General features: G+C 33.8%; 20 protein-coding genes and 1 pseudogene. 13 read left to right on the top strand and 8 right to left on the bottom strand.

Annotated elements, in window-relative coordinates:
- The 6 genes from AB4Y90_RS10765 to AB4Y90_RS10740 form a co-directional block, all read left to right on the top strand.
- On the top strand, positions 1-1,027 hold a 1,027-nt coding region (locus AB4Y90_RS10765; protein ID WP_441557539.1), incomplete at its 5' end, for a hypothetical protein.
- Positions 1,028-1,046: 19 nt separating this feature from the next.
- Positions 1,047-1,634 (top strand): DUF6705 family protein, encoded by a 588-nt coding sequence (locus AB4Y90_RS10760; protein WP_441557537.1) that lies wholly within the window; start codon positions 1,047-1,049, stop codon positions 1,632-1,634.
- A 52-nt stretch (positions 1,635-1,686) separates the two neighbouring features.
- The gene (locus AB4Y90_RS10755; protein ID WP_441557536.1) at positions 1,687-1,917 is read left to right on the top strand and encodes a hypothetical protein; all 231 of its coding nucleotides are present in this window, start codon (positions 1,687-1,689) and stop codon (positions 1,915-1,917) included.
- Entirely contained in the window at positions 1,914-2,549 is a 636-nt protein-coding gene (locus AB4Y90_RS10750) for a hypothetical protein (protein ID WP_441557535.1), read from the top strand. The genes AB4Y90_RS10755 and AB4Y90_RS10750 overlap by 4 nt, the downstream gene beginning before the upstream one ends.
- Positions 2,550-2,565: 16 nt before the next feature.
- Complete coding sequence (locus tag AB4Y90_RS10745; RefSeq protein WP_441557534.1) at positions 2,566-3,132, top strand: DUF6705 family protein; 567 nt, start codon at positions 2,566-2,568, stop codon at positions 3,130-3,132.
- 48 nt (positions 3,133-3,180) lie between these two features.
- On the top strand, positions 3,181-3,945 hold the full coding sequence (locus tag AB4Y90_RS10740; protein ID WP_441557533.1) for a hypothetical protein: 765 nt from the start codon (positions 3,181-3,183) through the stop codon (positions 3,943-3,945).
- A gap of 54 nt (positions 3,946-3,999) precedes the next feature.
- Here AB4Y90_RS10740 and AB4Y90_RS10735 read toward each other — a convergent pair whose 3' ends face one another.
- On the bottom strand, positions 4,000-5,205 hold the full coding sequence (locus AB4Y90_RS10735; protein WP_441557532.1) for an RsmB/NOP family class I SAM-dependent RNA methyltransferase: 1,206 nt from the start codon (positions 5,203-5,205) through the stop codon (positions 4,000-4,002).
- Positions 5,206-5,416: 211 nt separating this feature from the next.
- On the opposite strand from AB4Y90_RS10735, the gene AB4Y90_RS10730 reads away from it, so the two are divergent.
- Positions 5,417-5,749: a zinc ribbon domain-containing protein YjdM gene (locus AB4Y90_RS10730; RefSeq protein ID WP_441557530.1), complete on the top strand. Its 333-nt coding sequence runs from the start codon at positions 5,417-5,419 to the stop codon at positions 5,747-5,749.
- 300 nt (positions 5,750-6,049) lie between these two features.
- Here AB4Y90_RS10730 and AB4Y90_RS10725 read toward each other — a convergent pair whose 3' ends face one another.
- Positions 6,050-6,985, bottom strand: coding sequence for a sulfate/molybdate ABC transporter ATP-binding protein (locus tag AB4Y90_RS10725; RefSeq protein WP_441557529.1), 936 nt, complete (start codon positions 6,983-6,985; stop codon positions 6,050-6,052).
- Positions 6,986-7,057: 72 nt separating this feature from the next.
- Between AB4Y90_RS10725 and AB4Y90_RS10720 the strand changes: the two genes are divergently transcribed.
- From AB4Y90_RS10720 to AB4Y90_RS10705, 4 genes are all read left to right on the top strand, one after another.
- Positions 7,058-7,708 (top strand): YceI family protein, encoded by a 651-nt coding sequence (locus AB4Y90_RS10720; protein WP_441557528.1) that lies wholly within the window; start codon positions 7,058-7,060, stop codon positions 7,706-7,708.
- A gap of 125 nt (positions 7,709-7,833) precedes the next feature.
- A complete protein-coding gene (gene pheS / locus AB4Y90_RS10715; RefSeq protein WP_441557527.1) occupies positions 7,834-8,844 on the top strand; it encodes a phenylalanine--tRNA ligase subunit alpha in 1,011 nt (336 codons plus the stop codon).
- A 268-nt stretch (positions 8,845-9,112) separates the two neighbouring features.
- Positions 9,113-10,852: a sensor histidine kinase gene (locus tag AB4Y90_RS10710; protein ID WP_441557526.1), complete on the top strand. Its 1,740-nt coding sequence runs from the start codon at positions 9,113-9,115 to the stop codon at positions 10,850-10,852.
- Positions 10,849-11,493, top strand: a complete 645-nt coding sequence (locus AB4Y90_RS10705; protein ID WP_441557524.1) for a response regulator — start codon at positions 10,849-10,851, stop codon at positions 11,491-11,493. Before AB4Y90_RS10710 ends, AB4Y90_RS10705 begins: the two co-directional genes overlap by 4 nt.
- Before the next feature lie 1,179 nt (positions 11,494-12,672).
- Here the strand turns inward: AB4Y90_RS10705 and AB4Y90_RS10700 are convergent.
- Positions 12,673-13,443: a DUF3108 domain-containing protein gene (locus AB4Y90_RS10700; RefSeq protein WP_441557523.1), complete on the bottom strand. Its 771-nt coding sequence runs from the start codon at positions 13,441-13,443 to the stop codon at positions 12,673-12,675.
- 157 nt (positions 13,444-13,600) lie between these two features.
- Here AB4Y90_RS10700 and AB4Y90_RS10695 point away from each other — a divergent pair, with 157 nt between their 5' ends.
- Both AB4Y90_RS10695 and AB4Y90_RS10690 read left to right on the top strand, forming a co-directional pair.
- Complete coding sequence (locus tag AB4Y90_RS10695) at positions 13,601-14,656, top strand: NAD(P)/FAD-dependent oxidoreductase (RefSeq protein ID WP_441557522.1); 1,056 nt, start codon at positions 13,601-13,603, stop codon at positions 14,654-14,656.
- Positions 14,657-14,732: 76 nt separating this feature from the next.
- Positions 14,733-15,062: a ferredoxin gene (locus AB4Y90_RS10690; RefSeq protein WP_408090064.1), complete on the top strand. Its 330-nt coding sequence runs from the start codon at positions 14,733-14,735 to the stop codon at positions 15,060-15,062.
- 428 nt (positions 15,063-15,490) lie between these two features.
- Here the strand turns inward: AB4Y90_RS10690 and AB4Y90_RS10685 are convergent, their stop codons facing one another.
- The 5 genes and pseudogenes from AB4Y90_RS10685 to AB4Y90_RS10665 form a co-directional block, all read right to left on the bottom strand.
- Complete coding sequence (locus tag AB4Y90_RS10685) at positions 15,491-16,072, bottom strand: TIGR00730 family Rossman fold protein (protein WP_441557520.1); 582 nt, start codon at positions 16,070-16,072, stop codon at positions 15,491-15,493.
- Positions 16,073-16,086: 14 nt separating this feature from the next.
- A complete protein-coding gene (locus AB4Y90_RS10680; RefSeq protein ID WP_441557519.1) occupies positions 16,087-16,551 on the bottom strand; it encodes a GNAT family N-acetyltransferase in 465 nt (154 codons plus the stop codon).
- A 271-nt stretch (positions 16,552-16,822) separates the two neighbouring features.
- Positions 16,823-17,951, bottom strand: a pseudogene (locus AB4Y90_RS10675) (peptidase dimerization domain-containing protein).
- 95 nt (positions 17,952-18,046) lie between these two features.
- The gene (locus tag AB4Y90_RS10670) at positions 18,047-18,538 is read right to left on the bottom strand and encodes a hypothetical protein (protein WP_441557518.1); all 492 of its coding nucleotides are present in this window, start codon (positions 18,536-18,538) and stop codon (positions 18,047-18,049) included.
- Between the two features lie 63 nt (positions 18,539-18,601).
- A complete protein-coding gene (locus AB4Y90_RS10665) occupies positions 18,602-19,204 on the bottom strand; it encodes a hypothetical protein (RefSeq protein ID WP_441557517.1) in 603 nt (200 codons plus the stop codon).
- Positions 19,205-19,266 lie beyond the last annotated feature (62 nt).

Raw genomic sequence — 19,266 nt, 5'->3', positions numbered from 1 at the left:
ATGCCACTGGGAAACCTATATTTATTATACACCATGTGCATGTCATCCGGGGCATTATGATGCTTCAGAATGTACCTGCCCTAAAGGAAAACCTAAACAATACGTCCTTACATGGAACGTATGTGAAGAGGTAGAAGATACTGCTCCTGGTGGTGGAGCTGCCACACCGGGAAATTCGCCCGGAGGAGGATCTACAGATCCTAATACAGGAATTATCCCAAACCAGCCTTGTGGAGGAAACGGCGTTCCTTCACAACCACAAGATCCTAATGCTACTTTAGGAACTAACGAAGGTTGTAATAGCGGTACTCCTACTTTACCGAATCTGGAGCCTATAGAATTTGAAGAGCTTAAAACTGATTGTGAACGATTAAAAGAAAAGACAGATGACGCTTTATTCAAGCATAGGATGGATAGTCTGAAATTAAGAGTGACCCAGCAAAACCCAGATCCGCACGAGACCAGTATAACGGTAGAAAAGTACAAAGGAAAAATTACATATTCTATTGCACAAAGCCCACCTTATTTTCAAGCAGATGGTACGAAGAGTGTAATCAATACACAAAGTAATCACGATGTTGCGGGGCTGCATAATCATTGTCCCGGAGGCATTCCTATATTTTCATATCCCGATTTGGTAAGCTTTTATGACCATTATAAATTTTTAGTACCTTTCAGAAAGAATGAATTTTCAATGTTTTTGGTAACTTTCAAAGGAACTTCCTATGCTTTAAGGATGCAGGATATTACGGTACTGGATACTCTATTTCAAGGTATGGATCTCAATACAAAAGAGGGAAAAAAATTGGCAGAGAAGAAAGTTAGAGAAATTTATGAAACTTATGGGGGGCTAAACACTAATCAAACCTATACTGTTGACATGGCAGAGAAAATGCTGATGAAAGTACTTAATACAGAAAAATTTGGCAATGGAAATTCAGTATTTTTGTATCAGTATATAGACAACCAATGGAAGAAATTAACATTGAATCCGGATGGAACAATTCAGAAAATACCTTGTCCTTAACCTTAATATTTAAACGATTATGAAAAAAATATTCTTATTATCAATTCTTATATTATTATCTGTGCAATGCACAGCACAAAGCCATATTATAAATTCTACAGATTGCGATTCTTATTTTAGCGAAAGTTCAGGAGATTATTACAGAAAGGATATGAATAATATTATGGATAAATATGCTGGAACGTGGAAATGGACAAATGGAAGTAGAGAATTCACTTTGACTTTAATAAAACAAATAAAACATCATTACCACGAAACAGGAAATGATAATTATTATAAAGATAGAATAGTAGGTTATTACGTTTACAAAGAAAATGGAATTATAATAGCGGATACTTCTTCTGATAATAATTTATCGACTGACTATGGAATGAAAGTAATGTTTATACTAAACTGTCATTCTCAAATAGCATCAATTGCTTTTGAAGACTACAAAAAATATAAAGATTTTGATGTGATACTTGAAAGCCTATCACCTACCCAACTAAAAATGAAAATGTTTGAAAGGGAGCACATCATTACAATTAGAGATGGGGTACAGATTCCAGCAGAAATGCCACAAGGAGGCAGTACTTTCCCGATGGAAATGATCCTTACAAAGCAGTAATATAAAGCCTCCAATTTTGGAGGTTTTATAATATCGGTAAGCTTTAACCTAAATGCTAGCAACAACAAATCCCATAGGTCCTCCGGTAAGTAGCGCAGCAACCAATCCTGAAAATCCATGTGGAGGAAGTATTCCTTCCCAGCCACAAGACCCGAACTCTACTATTGGAGGAAACGAAGGCTGTAATCCCGGTACACCTACTTTGCCGAATCTGGAAGTAAATTTACCAGACCGCACTACACCTGCGAGAAAACAAAAGCTTTACTGGCAGACCCTGAGGTGAAGAATAAGATTGATTCTTTAGAAAAAAAATCTCAAACCATTGGGGAAAAAGGTTTTCTTTATATGAAAGATAATACTACTTCGGAAATAATTGATGGTGGAGACCATGAGGTAAACTTCACTCCATACACCGGTTATAAAGGAATATATCATAATCATACACCTGCTGGTACTTATATGCTGTCGGTAGAAGATATTATAACCATGTATAAAACTGCTGTAAAACAATTGGATGCTGCAACAGCAAAAGAAGCTTTTGTAGGGATGGTAGCAAAGGAAACCTGCAATTGCCCGCCCGATAATTTTGTATACCACAATTATCTTTTACGTTTTAACAGAGACTTTCCGAAAGCCATAGCTATTGCATATTCTACAAAAGAACAAAAAAATAAGTTTGAAGATGATTATACAGAACTAAAAATGAAATTATTAGGAAATCCAGTATTAAGAAACGGGTCTAGCCCAATGGCAAACCTCAATTCCCAAGGATTGGAACAATTACTTTTCGGAATTCTGGCTAAGATGAATATTAGTCCAGACCAAGTTGTTCTGCAAAAAATAGAAAAAAACGGAACTGTAAATAACGTAAACTTGAATCCTGATGGCTCGACATCGTATGTAAAATGTCCTTAACTTTAAAATAAAAATTATGAAAAATATTAAAACAATAATGGCTTTAGCTCTTTTTATAAGTTTTATAAATTGTAAAGCTCAAACATATCCTTTAAATACAGACTATGAAAATATACCTTCATATTCATATACTAAAGATTTAGATAATGAGTTAAACCCATACATAGGTACATATAAAGCTATATATCAGGGAAATGAAACAACGTTATATATTACAAAGGTTGAACATATGTTAAAGGAAAGAACAACTAAAACTTATTATATGGATGCTTTAGTCATACGATATACTGTGAAAAACTCATCCGGTATTACCCTTCAAGATACTCAAAGTAATATCGATAATAAATTTTATAGTATAAGAACTTTTCCACAAGACAATATAGTTGGCATGTACTATCCTGGTACCAATTGCGGTGTAGGATATGGATCTGTATTTCTCTCTAAAATTAACGCAACACAACTATCTTGGACCTATCGTCCTGAAGGAAGGATATTCGTAAATAAAGATGAAGAATGTCCCGGAAATCAAGATACAAAAGTTTATTTACCGGTAACTGAGGGTTTGATATTTACTAAACAATAGTAAAACAAAGCCTCTTTGTAGAGGCTTTGCTACTTATAAAATACATATATGAAAAAGAATATAATTTATTTTTTAATCTGTTTCTTACCATTTGTTTTAAATGCACAAAAAGTAAAAATAGAAGGGCATATTGAGCTGCCCGATAAAAATGGATGGCCAACAACTTTTATTACATTAAATGATACCATTGCTAAGCTTAATAAGTTAGGATTAAAAGATGATAAAATAATAAATGACAAGGATATTCTGACTTATACCGATTCAACCAACTATTTTTCAATTAATGCAAGACCAGGTGATACATTGTTTTTTAGAAATAATATTAGATTATACCATGTCGAAAAATATGCAGTTTCAGATTTGATGAAGGAAAAGAACCTTGTCATAAAATTCAGAACAAAACCCTGCTTTCTGCCAAAAGAGTGCGATCAGAAAACACCTTCAAAAAGATATGTTTTTGTGGGAAGCAAAATAAATGTGACTTATGCAGATACTTCCAATTATTGTTACGAGCCGTGGGACTCTAAGTATAATGCCACATATAAAATTGAACAGGAGTTTGGCGATCATTTTCCAGATTCAACAATAACATTTACTGCCTATGACCATGATTTTTCACATAGGTTCCTGTTTGAAGATTATAACGTAAATGTGTTACTCTTTGTAGAAGAACGCTGCGGTGAACTCATTCATAAAAGGTATAAATTTTATCCTGTTTACAAAACAGCCGATGGAAGATGGGCAACTCCTGTCGAGACTGATAGAAGCAGTTATGATAAGTCTGAAAATCGTAAAGGGGCTTTTAATATCTAATAAGAAAACTACTCCAAAAAATAGAGTAGTTTTATAATTTTATTTTTAAAGCTTTTAAGAAAGTCTTTCGATCAAAGCCATGTAGAACCCGTCGTAGCCTTCACTAGGCATTACTTTTTCGTCTTTGATTAATTTGTAATTCGAATTATTTTTCAAAAATTCTTCAACCTGCATATTGTTTTCAGAAGGTAATATAGAACATGTTGCATACACCATTTTACCGCCAACTTTCAGCATTTTAGAATAATCCTGAATGATTTGCTGCTGTTCTTTTTTGATTCTGTCGATAAAATCCTGGTCGATCTTCCATTTGCTGTCGGGGTTTCTCTTTAAAACTCCCAAACCGGAACAAGGTGCGTCAATCAAAAGTCGATCTACTTTATCGTGAAGACGTTTGATTACTTTTGTATCGGTGATTACGCGTGTTTCAATATTGTGCGCTCCTGCTCTTTTTGCACGGCGTTTCAGCTCAGCCAACTTCCATTCAAAAATATCTAAGGCGATAATCTGTCCTTTATTTTGCATCAAAGCAGCTAAGTGAAGGGTTTTTCCACCCGCTCCTGCACAAGCATCAACTACTCTTTGTCCTTCTTTTACATCAAGGAAATACCCGATTTTTTGCGAGGAAGCATCCTGTACCTCAAACAAACCTTCTTTGAAAGCGGTGGTAAGAAATACATTTTTCTTTTCCTCAAGCTGTACTGCATCAGGATAATTTTTAATAGGGTAAGAAACTACGTTTTCGTCTGCAAGATCAGAAATAAGTTCTTTGGTCGTTGTTCTTAAAGAGTTTGCTCTTAAAACAGTTGGTGCTTTTTCGTTAAGCGCATGCATTTCTTTTTCCCATTTTTCGCCTAATTCTCTTTCAAGTGTTTCAACAAGCCATTCTGGGATAGAATGCTCGATTGCTTTTGTAGGAACGGTTCCTTTTTTAAGTTTTGTCGTGATGTCGGCAATTTTTATGCCTTCAAATTCTTCAAATCTTTTATAATTGGTCTTGCTCCAAAGCAGATATGCGATGATTAATTTATAGATGTTATTCGGTTTTACCCCTTCACCCATGTAATATTCAAGGCGTTTTTTCCAGCGGATGATGTTATAGAAAATCTCAGAAACAACGGCTCTATCCTGGCTTCCCCATTTTCTGTTGGCTTTCAAAAGTCTTTCGATCACTTTATCGGCATATTTGTTTTTTTCGAAAAAAGTTTCCTGTAAAGCATCGTGAATACCGATTGCCAGGTTTCTGTGAATTAATTCCATAAATTGCTGTAAGCTGTTTGAATCTGCAAAAATACGAATTTAAGTTGAGAGTTAAATATTTGTAATTATGAGTTATCAATTATCAATTATCAATTATGAATTATGAATTATGAATTAGCTTTGTCTAACGTCTAACGTCTAACGTCTAATTTCTAACGTCTAATTTCTAACTTCTAACTCAAAAAACTATCTTTGCAAAAAATATATAAATATGAGTGATGCAGTTATTTGTCCGAAATGTAGTTCTGAATTTACGTATGAACAAGATGGTTTAATGGTTTGTTCTCAGTGTTTTCACGAATGGGATCCTAAAGAAACGGCAAATGAAGATAAAATTTTAGACATCAATGGTAATGAACTTCAAAACGGAGATTCGGTTATTGTGATGAAAGATCTTCCTGTAAAAGGCGCTCCGAAACCTGTAAAAGCAGGAACTAAAGTAAAAAATATTCGCTTAAGACCCGATAGCGATCATAATATTGACTGCAAAATTGATGGTTTTGGTGCAATGGCCCTGAAATCTGAATTTGTAAAGAAAGCATAATTTGCAGATAGCTTTTAGCAGTTGGCTTTGTTGTTAATTAAACGGCAAAGCCAATTTTTTTACGGTTAGCGCAATAAAAAAGGAAAGAGTTGGACAGAGTAATCTTTCAAAGACTTGATTGCAGTAATGCTAATTTAGGTCTGGAAGGCAGAAAGAGAATTAACCAAAAATTTCCTTAAGCTGTTGTCATACAAATATATATAATTTTTTCTGGAAAGAATAGCTAATTCATTGAAAATTATCCACATACTCACATTGAGCAGTTTGGTATTTTTCTTAATATTTAAATTTAAAAATAATTTAATTGAATATAATCTGAACAGAGTTTTCAAGCTGTTGATTGCTGTACATCACGATTTCTTTGCCTTTGAATCTGATCTTGTTCCAGTAATGATTTCCTGCAAATCTGCTTTCTAAAACCTCGGCTTCCAAACCGTTTTCTGTGATTCTAATCTGATGCGGATAATAAAAAAATCTGGAAACCGGCAATTCTGAAATTTCATCCTCACTGAAAATATTTACTTCACCAAAAAGTTTTGCTACATAAGGATTATAAGGATCTTTGTAAGTTTCTTCTGCAGTATTATTTTGGATCAGTCTTCCGTTTTGTAAAACGATGATTTGGTCTGTCCATGCGATGATGTCCTGAAGTTCGTGAGTAGAAATGATCAGGGAGATATTGTTTTCTTTCACATATCTGAACAGTTTTTCGCGAAGCTCGATTTTTCTTGCAAAATCAAGGTTGCTAAACGGTTCGTCAAGTAAAAGCAGCTTCGGAAGCACGGAAAGTGCTCTTGCGATTGCCACTCTTTGTTGTTGTCCGCCACTTAAGTTTTTGGGTAAAACATTTGCAAATTCAGCCAAACCAACAACGTCTAAAAGCTCTGAAACTTTTTCTTTTTTCTTAACTAAATTAATATTTGAAAGAAACTTGCCAACATTGTCTGCAACGGTTGCATAAGGCATCAGATCAAAATTTTGTGCTACAAATTTCATATCGGCTTCACCGGGAACGAGATTTCCTTTCGGCCCCATCAGTTTTTTGCCTTCAAATAAAATTTCACCCTGATTCCAGTCGTGTAAACCGTAAATAAGGCTCAGTAACGTAGATTTTCCGCAACCGCTTTCACCTGCCAATGCGATAATTTTACCTTTATCCAATTTCAGATTAAAGTTTTGAAAAAGCGTTTTTTCCTGAGAATGAGAAAAATACAAGTTGTTTATCTCTAATAGCATATTGCAAAAATAAGGGTTTTTGGGAAGACTGGCATATTTTTAGTAATTTAGCCATGCATAAATCATATCAAAATGAAAAGATTATTATTTTCTCTAGCAATTCCCGCTTTATTTACTTTTGTTTCTTGCTCTAAAGAAAAACCGGTAACAAGTGAAATGGATGATGTGACAACAACGAAGGACGGAAGCCGTTTTGTTTTGGATACGTTAAACAGTAATGTAGAATGGAAAGGATATAAGGTTTTTAAATCTGAAAATACAAGCCATTTTGGAACCATTAAATTTGAAAGCGGAGACGTAACTGTAAAAGACGGCAAGCTTGAAAGCGGAAAATTTGTAGCAGACATGGCTTCATTAACGTCGGAAGATTTGAAAAATAAAAAAGATGATCTTGAAAAACTGAACACCCATCTGAAAAGTGCCGATTTTTTTGAAGTTGAAAAATTTCCGACGGCATCTTATGAAATTACAAAAGTAAGCTCTTCTGCAGAAGGTGATTACAATACAATTTTAGATGGAAATCTTACCATAAAAGGTATTACCAAACCGACTCAGTTTAAGGCAAATGTTGCAGTAAACGGATCGGAAGTGAGCATTGCAACCGAGCCAAAAGATATTGTAAGAGAAGAATTTGGGGTGAAATTTCAATCTCCTGCTGCAAATGGTGTTATTAAAAATGAAGTAACATTGCAGATTAAAATAAAAGCTTTAGAGAAAAAATAATTTTAAATTTAAAATGAATTAGGAGGCTTTAATTTGTGCTACTGCAACAGTTTTAGATTAATAGCAAACTCCTTTGGATAATAATTTATATAATCTGTTTCGTGCGAGACAGATTGGGTAAAACAATGATTGAAAAGATAGAAGAATTACTGGTTGAGGTCAATGGTTTCAATGCGACAAACAAAGAGGAAATTGAAAACTTCCGAATCAAGTATAACGGGAAAAAAGGGGTTCTGAACGATTTTTTTGAAAAATTCAAAGAAGTTCCTAATGACCAGAAGAAAGAATTCGGGCAGAAAATCAATACTCTGAAGCAAGCGGTCAATGTAAAGCTGGAAGATTTAAAAAATGCTTCTGCTTCTTCTGTTATCTTGGAAAAAGATGATCTTACAAAGCCTGCTTTTCCGCTGGATTTGGGATCGAGACACCCGATTAATCTGGTGAAAAACAGAATTATCGAGATCTTTAAATCTATTGGTTTTGCCGTTGCAGACGGTCCTGAAATTGAAGACGACTGGCATAATTTTACTGCGCTTAATCTTCCGGAATATCACCCTGCGAGAGATATGCAGGATACTTTCTTCATCGAGCAGAATCCCGATATTTTATTGAGAACGCATACTTCTTCAGTTCAAATCCGTTATATGGAAGAAAACGAACCGCCGATCAGAATTTTGTCTCCGGGAAGAGTTTTCAGAAATGAAGCGGTTTCTTCGCGTTCACATTGTATTTTCCATCAGATTGAAGGTTTGTATATTGATGAGAAAGTAAGTTTTGCAGATTTAAAACAAACGATTCAGTTTTTTACCACTGAGCTTTTTGGAAAGTCTAAAATCAGAATGAGACCTTCTTATTTCCCTTTTACAGAGCCAAGTGCAGAAATTGATGTGTATTGGGGGCTGAATTCTGAAACCGATTACAGAATTACCAAAGGAACAGGCTGGCTTGAAATTATGGGTTGCGGAATGGTAGATCCTGCCGTTTTGAATAATGTAAATATCGATTCTGAAAAATATTCGGGATACGCATTCGGAATGGGAATTGAAAGAATTGTTATGCTGCTTTATCAAATGAGTGACATCAGAATGTTTTTTGAGAATGATGTAAGAACTTTGGAGCAATTTAAAACATTATAAATTAATTTAACATAAATATTTTTAATCCTGTGAAATTTTCACGGGATTTTTTATTAACTTTATGAATCACTTAAAGACTAAGTATTTTAAGGTAAAAATTTACAGTCTTTTAATGGATTTAGAGAATAAAATATAAGTGTTATAATTGGAGTTTCTCCGGTTTACGAAGTATATCTTCAGAACAAATGATCGTATACTAGAATATTTTAGCAGTCTGTAAACAAAAGAGCTTAGCTCTGATTGTGGAAAAAGCTTTAAATACATATTTATGAAATCAGAAGATAACCAACCAAAGCCTTTAAATTTTAGATTTAGAAAAATCGTTCATTATTCTCTTATCTTTTGTATTCTATTGATACAGCTTATCATTGCTGCTTTTTTCTACAACGAATTTGTTAACAAAAAAAATCTGGAATTTATTGAAAATCAGTTGAAAGAAGTGAATTCTCTAGAAAAATTAACAGATAATTCCAGAAAAGAACTCATCAATGCCCAAAATTCTCTTCAGCAATATCTTGTAAATGCCGACAAGAAGTATTTGGATTCTTATTTTTCATCTTTAGACAAATTAGGAGCAAATTTAGATAACATCAACAGCTATGAGTCTAAATATCCAAGATTAAAAAATATACTTACCACTCAAAATGCAGATTCTTTTGATAGCAAGAAGCTGAAAATGCTGGTTGATTCTACCTACGAATATTCTACCCAATCAAATTTCAGGGAGCCTCTTCCTATACCTTCACCTAAAAGATATATCAACAATTATAATTTAGATAAATACAATTTTGATATAGAAACGAAAACCATAGTAGATACTGTTAAGAGAAAAGGTCTTTTCGGACGTTTGGGAGATGCAATATCGGGGAGACAAAATGTACGTAAAGACAGTACGATCATTACCGTGAAGCAGGGTAAAATACCAAAAGCAGATGCAATAAAAGCAGATGTAGATAGTATTATGAATCTTGTTCAGAATTATTATACAGGAGAAGTAAAAAAAATACAGTTTAAAGTAGTCGGCAAACAAAATGATAATACTAAATTTTATACGATATTTAATAAACTCCTGATTTACAGCAATGGAGTGATGAATATTTATGATTTCGCCATTAAAGATTCTAAAGCAGATCTTGAAAAAGAATATGCCCAGCGAAATTCTGAAAATAATAAAATCAGAACGTATCTTATTTTAGGGGCAATGGTTTTGATGTTCATTGTTTCTATATTAATCATGTATTTTACCAGAATTGCATTTATCTATGAAACCAGGCTGAATGCTGCCAATAAGCAGATTAAGGAAAACCTTAATTTTAAAAACAGGATTCTTGGAATGCTGAGCCATGAATTGCGCTCTCCGCTGAAAATTATTGGGATCTTCATCAGAAAAATCAATAAGAAAACAAATGATGACAGTATTAAAGAATATTTGAAGTCGATAAGCTTTACCAATAATACTTTATTGGTGCAGGCAAATCAGATTTTAGAATATACCAAAAATCAGCATGTGCAAAACCAGTTGATACCGGTGGTTTTCAATCTTAAAAACGAAGTCACTTCTATCTTAAATTCGATAGAACCTTATATAGAAACAAGAAATAATAGATTTATTGTTGAAGAAAATATCAGCCCGGAAATTGAGGTGTATTCTGATAATACCAAAATTAATCAGGTGTTTATGAACATACTTGCCAATGCCAATAAATTTACTGAAAACGGAGAAATAAAGGTAATAACCAGAGCAGAAAGTATTGATAAGAATACAGTATCTTTAATCACAATTATAAAAGATACCGGAATTGGGATTTCAAAATCTGACCTGGAAAAAATATTTGAACCCTATTACCAGGGAGTTATTTCCGAAGATGTAGAAAATTTGGGTGCAGGTTTAGGACTAAGTCTTTGTAAAGAAATCGTAGAGCTGTACTCTGGGAAAATATCGGTAGACAGCGAGAAAAATGTGGGAACAACAGTAAGTTTCACAATTAATTTGAAAGTCAATAAATGAATAATCCAGATATAAAAACCATTAATTTTTTACTTGCCGATGATCACAGTCTCATAAGACAGGGGATGGAGATTCTGATCGAAGAAATTGGTTTTGATGGTGAAGTTTTTCATGCATCTAATCTTCAGAAGGTTTTAGAAACTGTTGAGATGCATCAAATAGAAATTGTAATAATAGACGCTCTTTTCCCGGATGGAAACAGTGTGAATATTATTTCAAAAATTAAAAATATTAAGCCCGAAATTAAAATTCTTGTTTTTTCCGGAGTTGACGAAAGCACTCAATCTATTAAATATATTAACGCCGGAGCAAACGGTTTCCTCAGTAAACTGAGTGAAGAAAACGAAATAAAAGAAGCCGTTCTTAAAATTTATCAAACCGGAAAATATATTTCTTCAATTACTCAAGGTGTTCTTATAGACTCTTTACAGAACCGCAATATCATTAATCCTTTACAGAGACTTACAGAAAGGGAGCTGGAAATTGCCGAGATGTACGCAAAAGGCTATGGTAATCTCGAAATAGCAAATAACCTTAACGTAAAACAAAACACCGTAAGTACGATTAAAAAAAGAATTTTTGATAAATTACACATCGAAAACATTGTTGACCTTGCAGATTTAATTAAGAACCAACATTAGTTTTTTACTTATTTCCTATTTTCAAAATAGGATGTTGTAGATAAATATCTACAACAATTTCGAAATACATCTACAATAAATATTGGGAAGATAACTCCATATCTTTCTATTTTTACAGTATGAAAATGAGCAGTAAGAAACGTCTTTGAAAGTGTTTTTTTAAGCCATTAATCAGAAATAAGCTCAAGTTTTTAATATTTACAGATAAATTTTGAACTTGATTTGAAAACATGTATGATGAGAAAAGAATAAGTGTCTGATTGTGGAGCCGAAAGGCTCTGCAAAAAGATACTAAAAAGTAAAAATCAATTTATTTACTTCTTAAAATACAGATTAGTTAACCTTAACCTAAGTGTCATCACTGCAGAGCTGAAAGGCTCTGTAACTGATGCCTTACAATCAAATAAGATAATAAACACAAATGATAATACCGTAAGTAATTGCGGCTAAAAAAAAAATAATATGCACAAGGGCGAGTTTTCCATATCAAATCCCTTAAATGATTTCAAAAGCATGTTAATTTAGGTTGGTAATCCTCCGGAATTTTTTTTACGGAGGATTTTTATTTGCTAAATCTTCTCCAAATTCTTTTTTATCGCAGTCATTAATTGCTGCTTTAAATTTTCCATCCTTGTATATTTTGTATGCCTTTGTAGATAAATATCTACAGCAGTATTGAAATACATCTACGATAAATATGGTGAAGATACCTCTTTATCTTTCTATTTTTACAGTATAGAAAATGAACGGAAAAATCCTTATTATAAAGACAATTTTTTTGAATATTAACTTAGAAGTAAGTAAAATTTAGAATATTGAAATTTTGGAGTTGGTTTGAGACATAAATATGATGAAAAAAAAGAAATGCTGATTGCGGAGCTTAAGGCTCTGTAATCAGACATTTTAAAAACACAGAATCCCGTTTTTTATAACTGGTAAACGCAAATTGATTAACCTAAGTGTCATTATTACAGAGCTGCAAAGCTCTGTAAGGATGCCTTAAAAATAATCAGATAAAATATATCAAAATACGATTGATAAAGCCCTGGTCACTGATTGCAGAGTTGAAAGTTTTTCAAGAAGTACAGGGAAAGTTTTTCATATTGATACTTGGGAAATAATTCCATAAAGTATGTTAATTTAGGTTGATAGGTCTTCGGTTTTTCGGAGACTTATTTTTTATTTCGTAAACTTTAATGGAAATCTTACGTTTTTATAATCATCAATACTAGCCTTTAAAGAACCAACTGCCAATTCGGCTTTCAGCAATAAGGGAATATGATTGTAATCATTGCTAACCCACATTGTAACGCCTTCTTTCTCTTTAAAAACCCTGCCGCTTTTTACAGACGGAATGATTTTTAAGGCATTAATAGTTCCGAATTTTGTCTTCAGATTCTCAGTTCCGGTCACTCTAAGCTGGAAAGGAAACATTTCGTCATCGATCCATACATTCATATTGATAACTGTTCCTACTTTCAGTTCTGCAGGTGTTTTGCTTCTCAGATAATAAAAACATGAGAGCATATCTTGTACGCCTTTTACAGATTTTATGGTTTTCGATCCGTTTGCAGGAGTCTTTTTATCGGTTAAAACCAAAGTGTGGTTGTCGTGGTTAAAAACGGTTTGTAGATGTTGTCTGTAACTTCCTTCTTTTACATTTCTTACATAAAAACTAGGCAATTCTGTATTGATATTGATATAACTTTCATATAAATCTTCAACTTTAAAAAAAGCTTTTACAGCTCCTGTCGTTTGCCCGGTTCCTTTTACATATAAATGCGGCACTCCTTTATAATTAACTTTTTTGGTCGTAAGATTTGCAGATCCGGCATTTAAAAATCCATAATGTATTCTTAGGGTGATTGATTCGCCATCTGCAACATTGCTTAATTGAGAATAGCCTAAAAAGAAAGCGAATAAAGTAATAATGTGAAATATCTTCTTCATAATATAAAATTTTACAAAAACACTGCCAATTTTTTCATTATCAGGTTTTTGCGTGTTTTTGATAAATCTCAGTTTTTTATTTAAGTATAATTAAATATGCTTCGCATTAAAATTAGTAAATTTGCAGATACAAATATTATTAAATTATCATCATATTATGATCACTACAGATATATTGATTATCGGCGCAGGACCAACAGGACTTTTTGCTGTATTTGAAGCAGGCTTGCTAAAAATGAAATGTCACATCATTGATGCACTTCCTCAACCGGGAGGTCAGTTGGCAGAATTGTATCCTAAAAAACCGATTTTTGATATTCCGGGTTATCCGTCTGTAAATGCAGGAGAGCTTGTAGATAATTTAATGGAGCAGATCAAACAATTCCAGCCCGGATTTACTTTGGGAGAAACTGCAGTTTCTTACACAAAAGTAGATGATGAGTGGTTTGAAGTGGTTACCAATAAAGGAACAGTTCACAGGTGTAAAGCTATTGCAATTGCAGGAGGTTTAGGTACTTTTGAGCCTAGAAAACCTACAATGGATAACGTTGCAGATTACGAAGAAAAAGGTCTTGAATATTTCGTTAAAGAGCCTGAACATTTCAGAAATAAAAAAGTGGTTATCGCCGGAGGAGGAGATTCTGCACTAGACTGGAGCGTTTTCTTATCAAATGTTGCAAGTGAAGTTACTTTGATCCACAGAAGAAATGAGTTCCGTGGAGCTTTGGATTCTGTAGAAAAAGTTCAGGATCTGAAAAATCAGGGTAAAATTAAATTGATCACTCCTGCGGAAGTTACTGCCATTAAAGGAGACGGAAAAGTAGAAGCAATCACGGTAGCTATTGACGGACAGGATCCTTATGATATTGAAACCGATTATTTCATTCCGTTATTCGGTCTAACTCCAAAATTGGGTGAAATCGGAAACTGGGGATTGAATATCGAGAAAAATGCAATCGTTGTAAACAACGCATTAGATTATCAAACCAACATCGACGGCATTTATGCAATCGGTGATATCAATACTTATCCTGGAAAATTAAAGCTGATTCTTTGTGGTTTCCATGAAGCGACCTTAATGTGTCAAAGTGTTTATAACAGATTAAATCCGGGTAAAAAATTCGTTTTAAAATATACAACCGTAAGTGGAGTGGATGGTTTCGACGGAAGCCGTAAAGAAGCTGAAAAAGCAGTTGTAAAGAAAATAGATTAATCTTGTTGTTAGTTGTTGGTTATTAGTTATTTGTAAACAGATGCCATCAACCATCAACCATTAACCATCAACGAAAATGAGCGATATCAATATAAAAATCACCGATAGAGAAGGCGTTACTCACGATGTGGTTGCTCCTACAGATATGTCAATGAATTTAATGGAAATCATCCGTTCTTATGAATTGGCAGAAGAAGGAACCATCGGAGTTTGTGGCGGAATGGCAATGTGTGCTTCTTGTCAGGTTTATGTACTTGAAGATCCGGGACTGGAGCCGATGGGTGATGAAGAAGATGCCATGTTGGCGGAAGCTTATCACGTAGAGAGCAACAGCAGATTGGGTTGTCAATTGCATATGGTTCCGGAAATGGAGGGCCTTGCTGTGGCAATTGCGCCTTATCCTTAGGAGAAATTTAAAATAACACATAGAAGAAATACCCCCTTGAAGCCTATTCGAGGGGTGTTTTATTATTACAGATATGTTATTTGAAGATTCGTTGAGGTTCTGCAATGCTTTAGATAGGTTATAAATCTATCTGATGATGTCCTTCAATGGTTCGGATAGGTCTTTGACAGATCCGGACATGTAAATTACCTATCCGGATAGGTTGTACAAAGTGTCGAGATGGATAAATAACCACATCGATGGGCTTAATAACCCCGACGAACCTTTACTGAACGTATCGGTTGGGGTTGTACAACGTATCGGAACATCTTAATAACGTGTCGGAACATCTTAATAACGTGTCGGAACTTATCTTTAACGTATCTGGATGAGTTCGGAGCATATCGGATAGGGTTTGGAACGTAAAATTTGGGGCTTAGAACGTATCTTTAAACTTCCTTTTTAGAAATCCATTTTCCAACCGTCGGAGCCTGATAATTTTTCATTTTCTCTAAAAGATCATCAGTAGAATCACTTACCAAAAGCATTTCCTGATTGATTTGTTTTAAAAATCCTTTATCAACCATAGTTTGGACTAATTTAATCAAATCATCATAAAAACCATCAATATTCAGAATGGCAATTGGTTTTTTATGAAGCCCGAGTTGCGCCCAGGTAATCATTTCGAAAAACTCTTCCAGAGTTCCGTAACCTCCGGGAAGAACGATCACACCGTCGCAAAGATCATTCATTTTGGTTTTTCTTTCGTGCATGGTTTCTACTAAAATAAGTTCGGTCAGATTTTGATGTGCAATTTCTTTTGATTGCAAAAAATGGGGCAGAACTCCTATTGCTTTTCCGCCTTCCTTTAAAACTCCGTCTGCTACAGCTCCCATCAATCCGACATTAGCGCCTCCATAAATGAGTTGGATATTTTGCTTCGCTAAAGTTTGTCCTAATAAAGTTGCCTGTTCTTTATATAGATCATCTGAACCAAAACTTGATCCGCAGAATACAGTGATACTTTTCATAACTTATTTTTCAATTATTTTTTCCATTTTATTTTTACGGCAGACATGATTTCTAATTCAAGTCTGATTTCGGATAAAACTTGAAATTTATTTTTTATATAAAATTCTAATGGAGATTTATAAAAACTGCCGTTAAGTTTTTTATCATTGTTATTGTCGATAACCCAACCGTTCAGTTCATTTTTATGTCGTTTCAGTTCATTCAAAACTTTTGTTCCCCAACCTTTACCATGAAGATTTTCAGAAAGAATAATCGCAAACCATGTTTCACTTTCTCTTTCAAAAGTAATTGCCCAACCTTGAATTTTTTCATCATCATTGATTAAAAGAAAGTGATCGACCTTATTGAGTTTTTCAAGATAGTTTTCAAATCCATCGATATTTTTATAAGCTAGTTTTTCAGGATATTCATTATTCCACAATTGCAAAACCTGTTCTTTTTGTTCTTGATTGAGTTGATGGGTGTTTGTGATTTTCATTTGAGGGAGTTTTCTCAAAATTATAAATAATTTCTAAGTTTTGGCTAAAGCCTAAAAATTCTCGTATAATTTATAAACGGGCTAAAGACCGTTCCTATTGAATAACATCATATTGTGAATTTTTGATTCGAACGTATTTTTCTCATTCAATAGGGGTGGGCTTTAGCCCACCTGTAAAAGATAATTCATCGATTGGCTTTAGCCAAAATCTATTAAAAAAAATATCCAAAATCAAAAGACTTTGGATATTTTTAATATAAAAATTACATTCTTATTTCAATGGAATATTCGCTAAAATATCTTTTGTAAAAGCCCAGAATTTCTGTGTTGAAGAAATATTAGCTTTTTCATCAGGAGAGTGAGCTCCTCTGATGGTTGGTCCGTAACTTACCATTTCCATTTCTGGGTAATTGGCACCGATAATTCCACACTCTAAACCTGCATGACAAGCGACAACGTGAGGCTTTTCTGCAAATTTTTCAGTGTATATTTTTTCTAAAACCTGTACAATCTCAGAACCAGGTTTTGGTTTCCATCCTGGATAAGATCCGCTGAATTCTACATTCATTCCGGCTAATTCTGATACCGATTTCAATTGTTCTGCAACCGAATCTTTAGAAGAATCAACAGATGATCTTGAAAGATTTAAAATTTTCAGACCACCTTCTTTTAATGCTACCCTTGCGACATTATTTGACGATTCTACCAAATCCTGTACATCCGGACTCATTCTGTAAACACCGTTGTGAAGAGATTTTAAAACTAAAATAATTTTCTTAGAATCTTCTATAGAAAGCGCTTTTTCTGAACTTGTAGCATTTTCAATATTAATCTGAAGATGAGCTTCAACAGGCGCAAATTCTTCTAAAATCTCTTTTTTAATTCCGTTGGTTACATTTTCAATAAATTCATTAGCATTTCTCACAGAAATTACAGCAACAGATTCTCTCGGAATTGCATTTCTCAAACTTCCGCCGTCAATAGAGATCAACTGAACATTTTGATTTTCCAAAGCTTTGTAAAGAATTCTGCCCATAATTTGCCACTCCTAAACCGTTATCTGCGCCTAAAGTGGTACCTTTTGCTTTTACCCAGTCTCCGTCAACTTCCATTTGTATCCCTTGAGTTTCAAAATCGAAATTTACGTCATTGTTTTTCTGGCAAACCATGTCTAAATGCGACTGCATAACAATCGATTTACGGTTTTCCATTCCCGGAGTAGCCGGTTTTTTAATGATCACATTTCCTACTTCATCTACGGTAGTTTCCAGCCCTAAATTTTCACCAAATTCTTTGATGAAAGCAATTACTTTTTCCTCTTTTTTTGACGGTCTCGGAACTGCATTTAGTTTGGAAAAATTTTTCCAGATAATCTGCGGTTCTATATTGGATAGTTCCATAAAATTTATTTTTATCAAAATTACAAAATAAAAAATGCTCCCGAAATTCAGGAGCAATATTTTTAGTAATTAGTAATTACTAATTACCAATTGCTTTAACATCCACATTCTCCATAAATAGGAATGATAGTTTTGCTTCCGTCTGGTTTTTCAATAGTTAAGGTACCTTCAAAAAGTAAAGCTTCTTCGTGTTTTATTTTTTTGCCTTTCACAGAAATTTTATAATTCCCGTTTTCAATTTCTTTGGTAAGTTCGTCGTCAACTTCCATGTCGCTTGATGAAATCAGATTCATGGCAATTCTTTTTCCGTCGAGCTTCATATAAGCCGTTTTTCCTGCATCGTCGGCGTAAATGTATTTCTCGTTTTCAAAATCTGCTTTGTTTTTTGCAAAATAGCAAGAACATTCTTTGATTTCTTTCGGGAAAGGAAATACATCAACTAAAACTTTTTCAGGTGCAGAATCTGTTTTCACAGAATCCTGAACAATATTCAGAGAATCAGTAGGTTTTGAATCTGGAACGGTTTCTTTTTCTTTCTTACAGGCAACTAATGTTAATGCTGAAAAAAGTATGATAAAATATTTCATTTTAATTTTTTTAAATTATTGCTGCGAGTTTTATACCAAACCAAAGTCAATTGATAAAAGATATTATCCTCTAGCTCTTTCCAGAAGAACCATCATTAGCAAAGATAAAACCACCAGACTTTCATCTTCGTCATCAATATCAATCAGCCTGTCAAGCTGGAATCTTCTTCCGAACATGGACGGCATTTTTTTAAGCTTAAAATATTCTTTTCCATCCATTCCTTTTACGGTGTAAGACGGGTTAAGAAAATATCCTGTAAACATACCGATAATTGGAAGTTCACCAACCATTCCGTCGAAAAATTTCACCCATGCATTATCTTCTGTAATGGTGAATTTCTGCTGATCGGCTTCATCCAATACGTTATAAGTAGATTTCCAGATTGATCGCATACCTTTTCTGGCAAGTCGGCCAAAATTTTTTCCGATGGCATCTTTAATGGAATAAGATGCATTAAAATCAATCCATTGGTTGGCCTGAATTCTGAAAAGTTCCTTCGTTTTACTTTCATCATTGAAAACGATAACATCTTCTTTAAGCTTAAACATTTTCTGACGAACGTAAGCTACATAATTCCCGTTTCTGTCTGTAATGTTGAAATCACTGGCAAGAGTTGTGATTTTAAATTTAAAATCCAGCGGATAGTTGAGATTGTTAAGTGCCATTTTAGTTTATTTTCAAGTTTAATATGTTAAGTGCCATTTTAGTTTATTTTCAAGTTTAATAT

Origin of the sequence: Chryseobacterium sp. 2TAF14 (assembly GCF_052115105.1) — a bacterium.
Lineage (GTDB): Bacteria > Bacteroidota > Bacteroidia > Flavobacteriales > Weeksellaceae > Chryseobacterium.
This window is presented reverse-complemented; position numbering and strand designations above follow the sequence as displayed.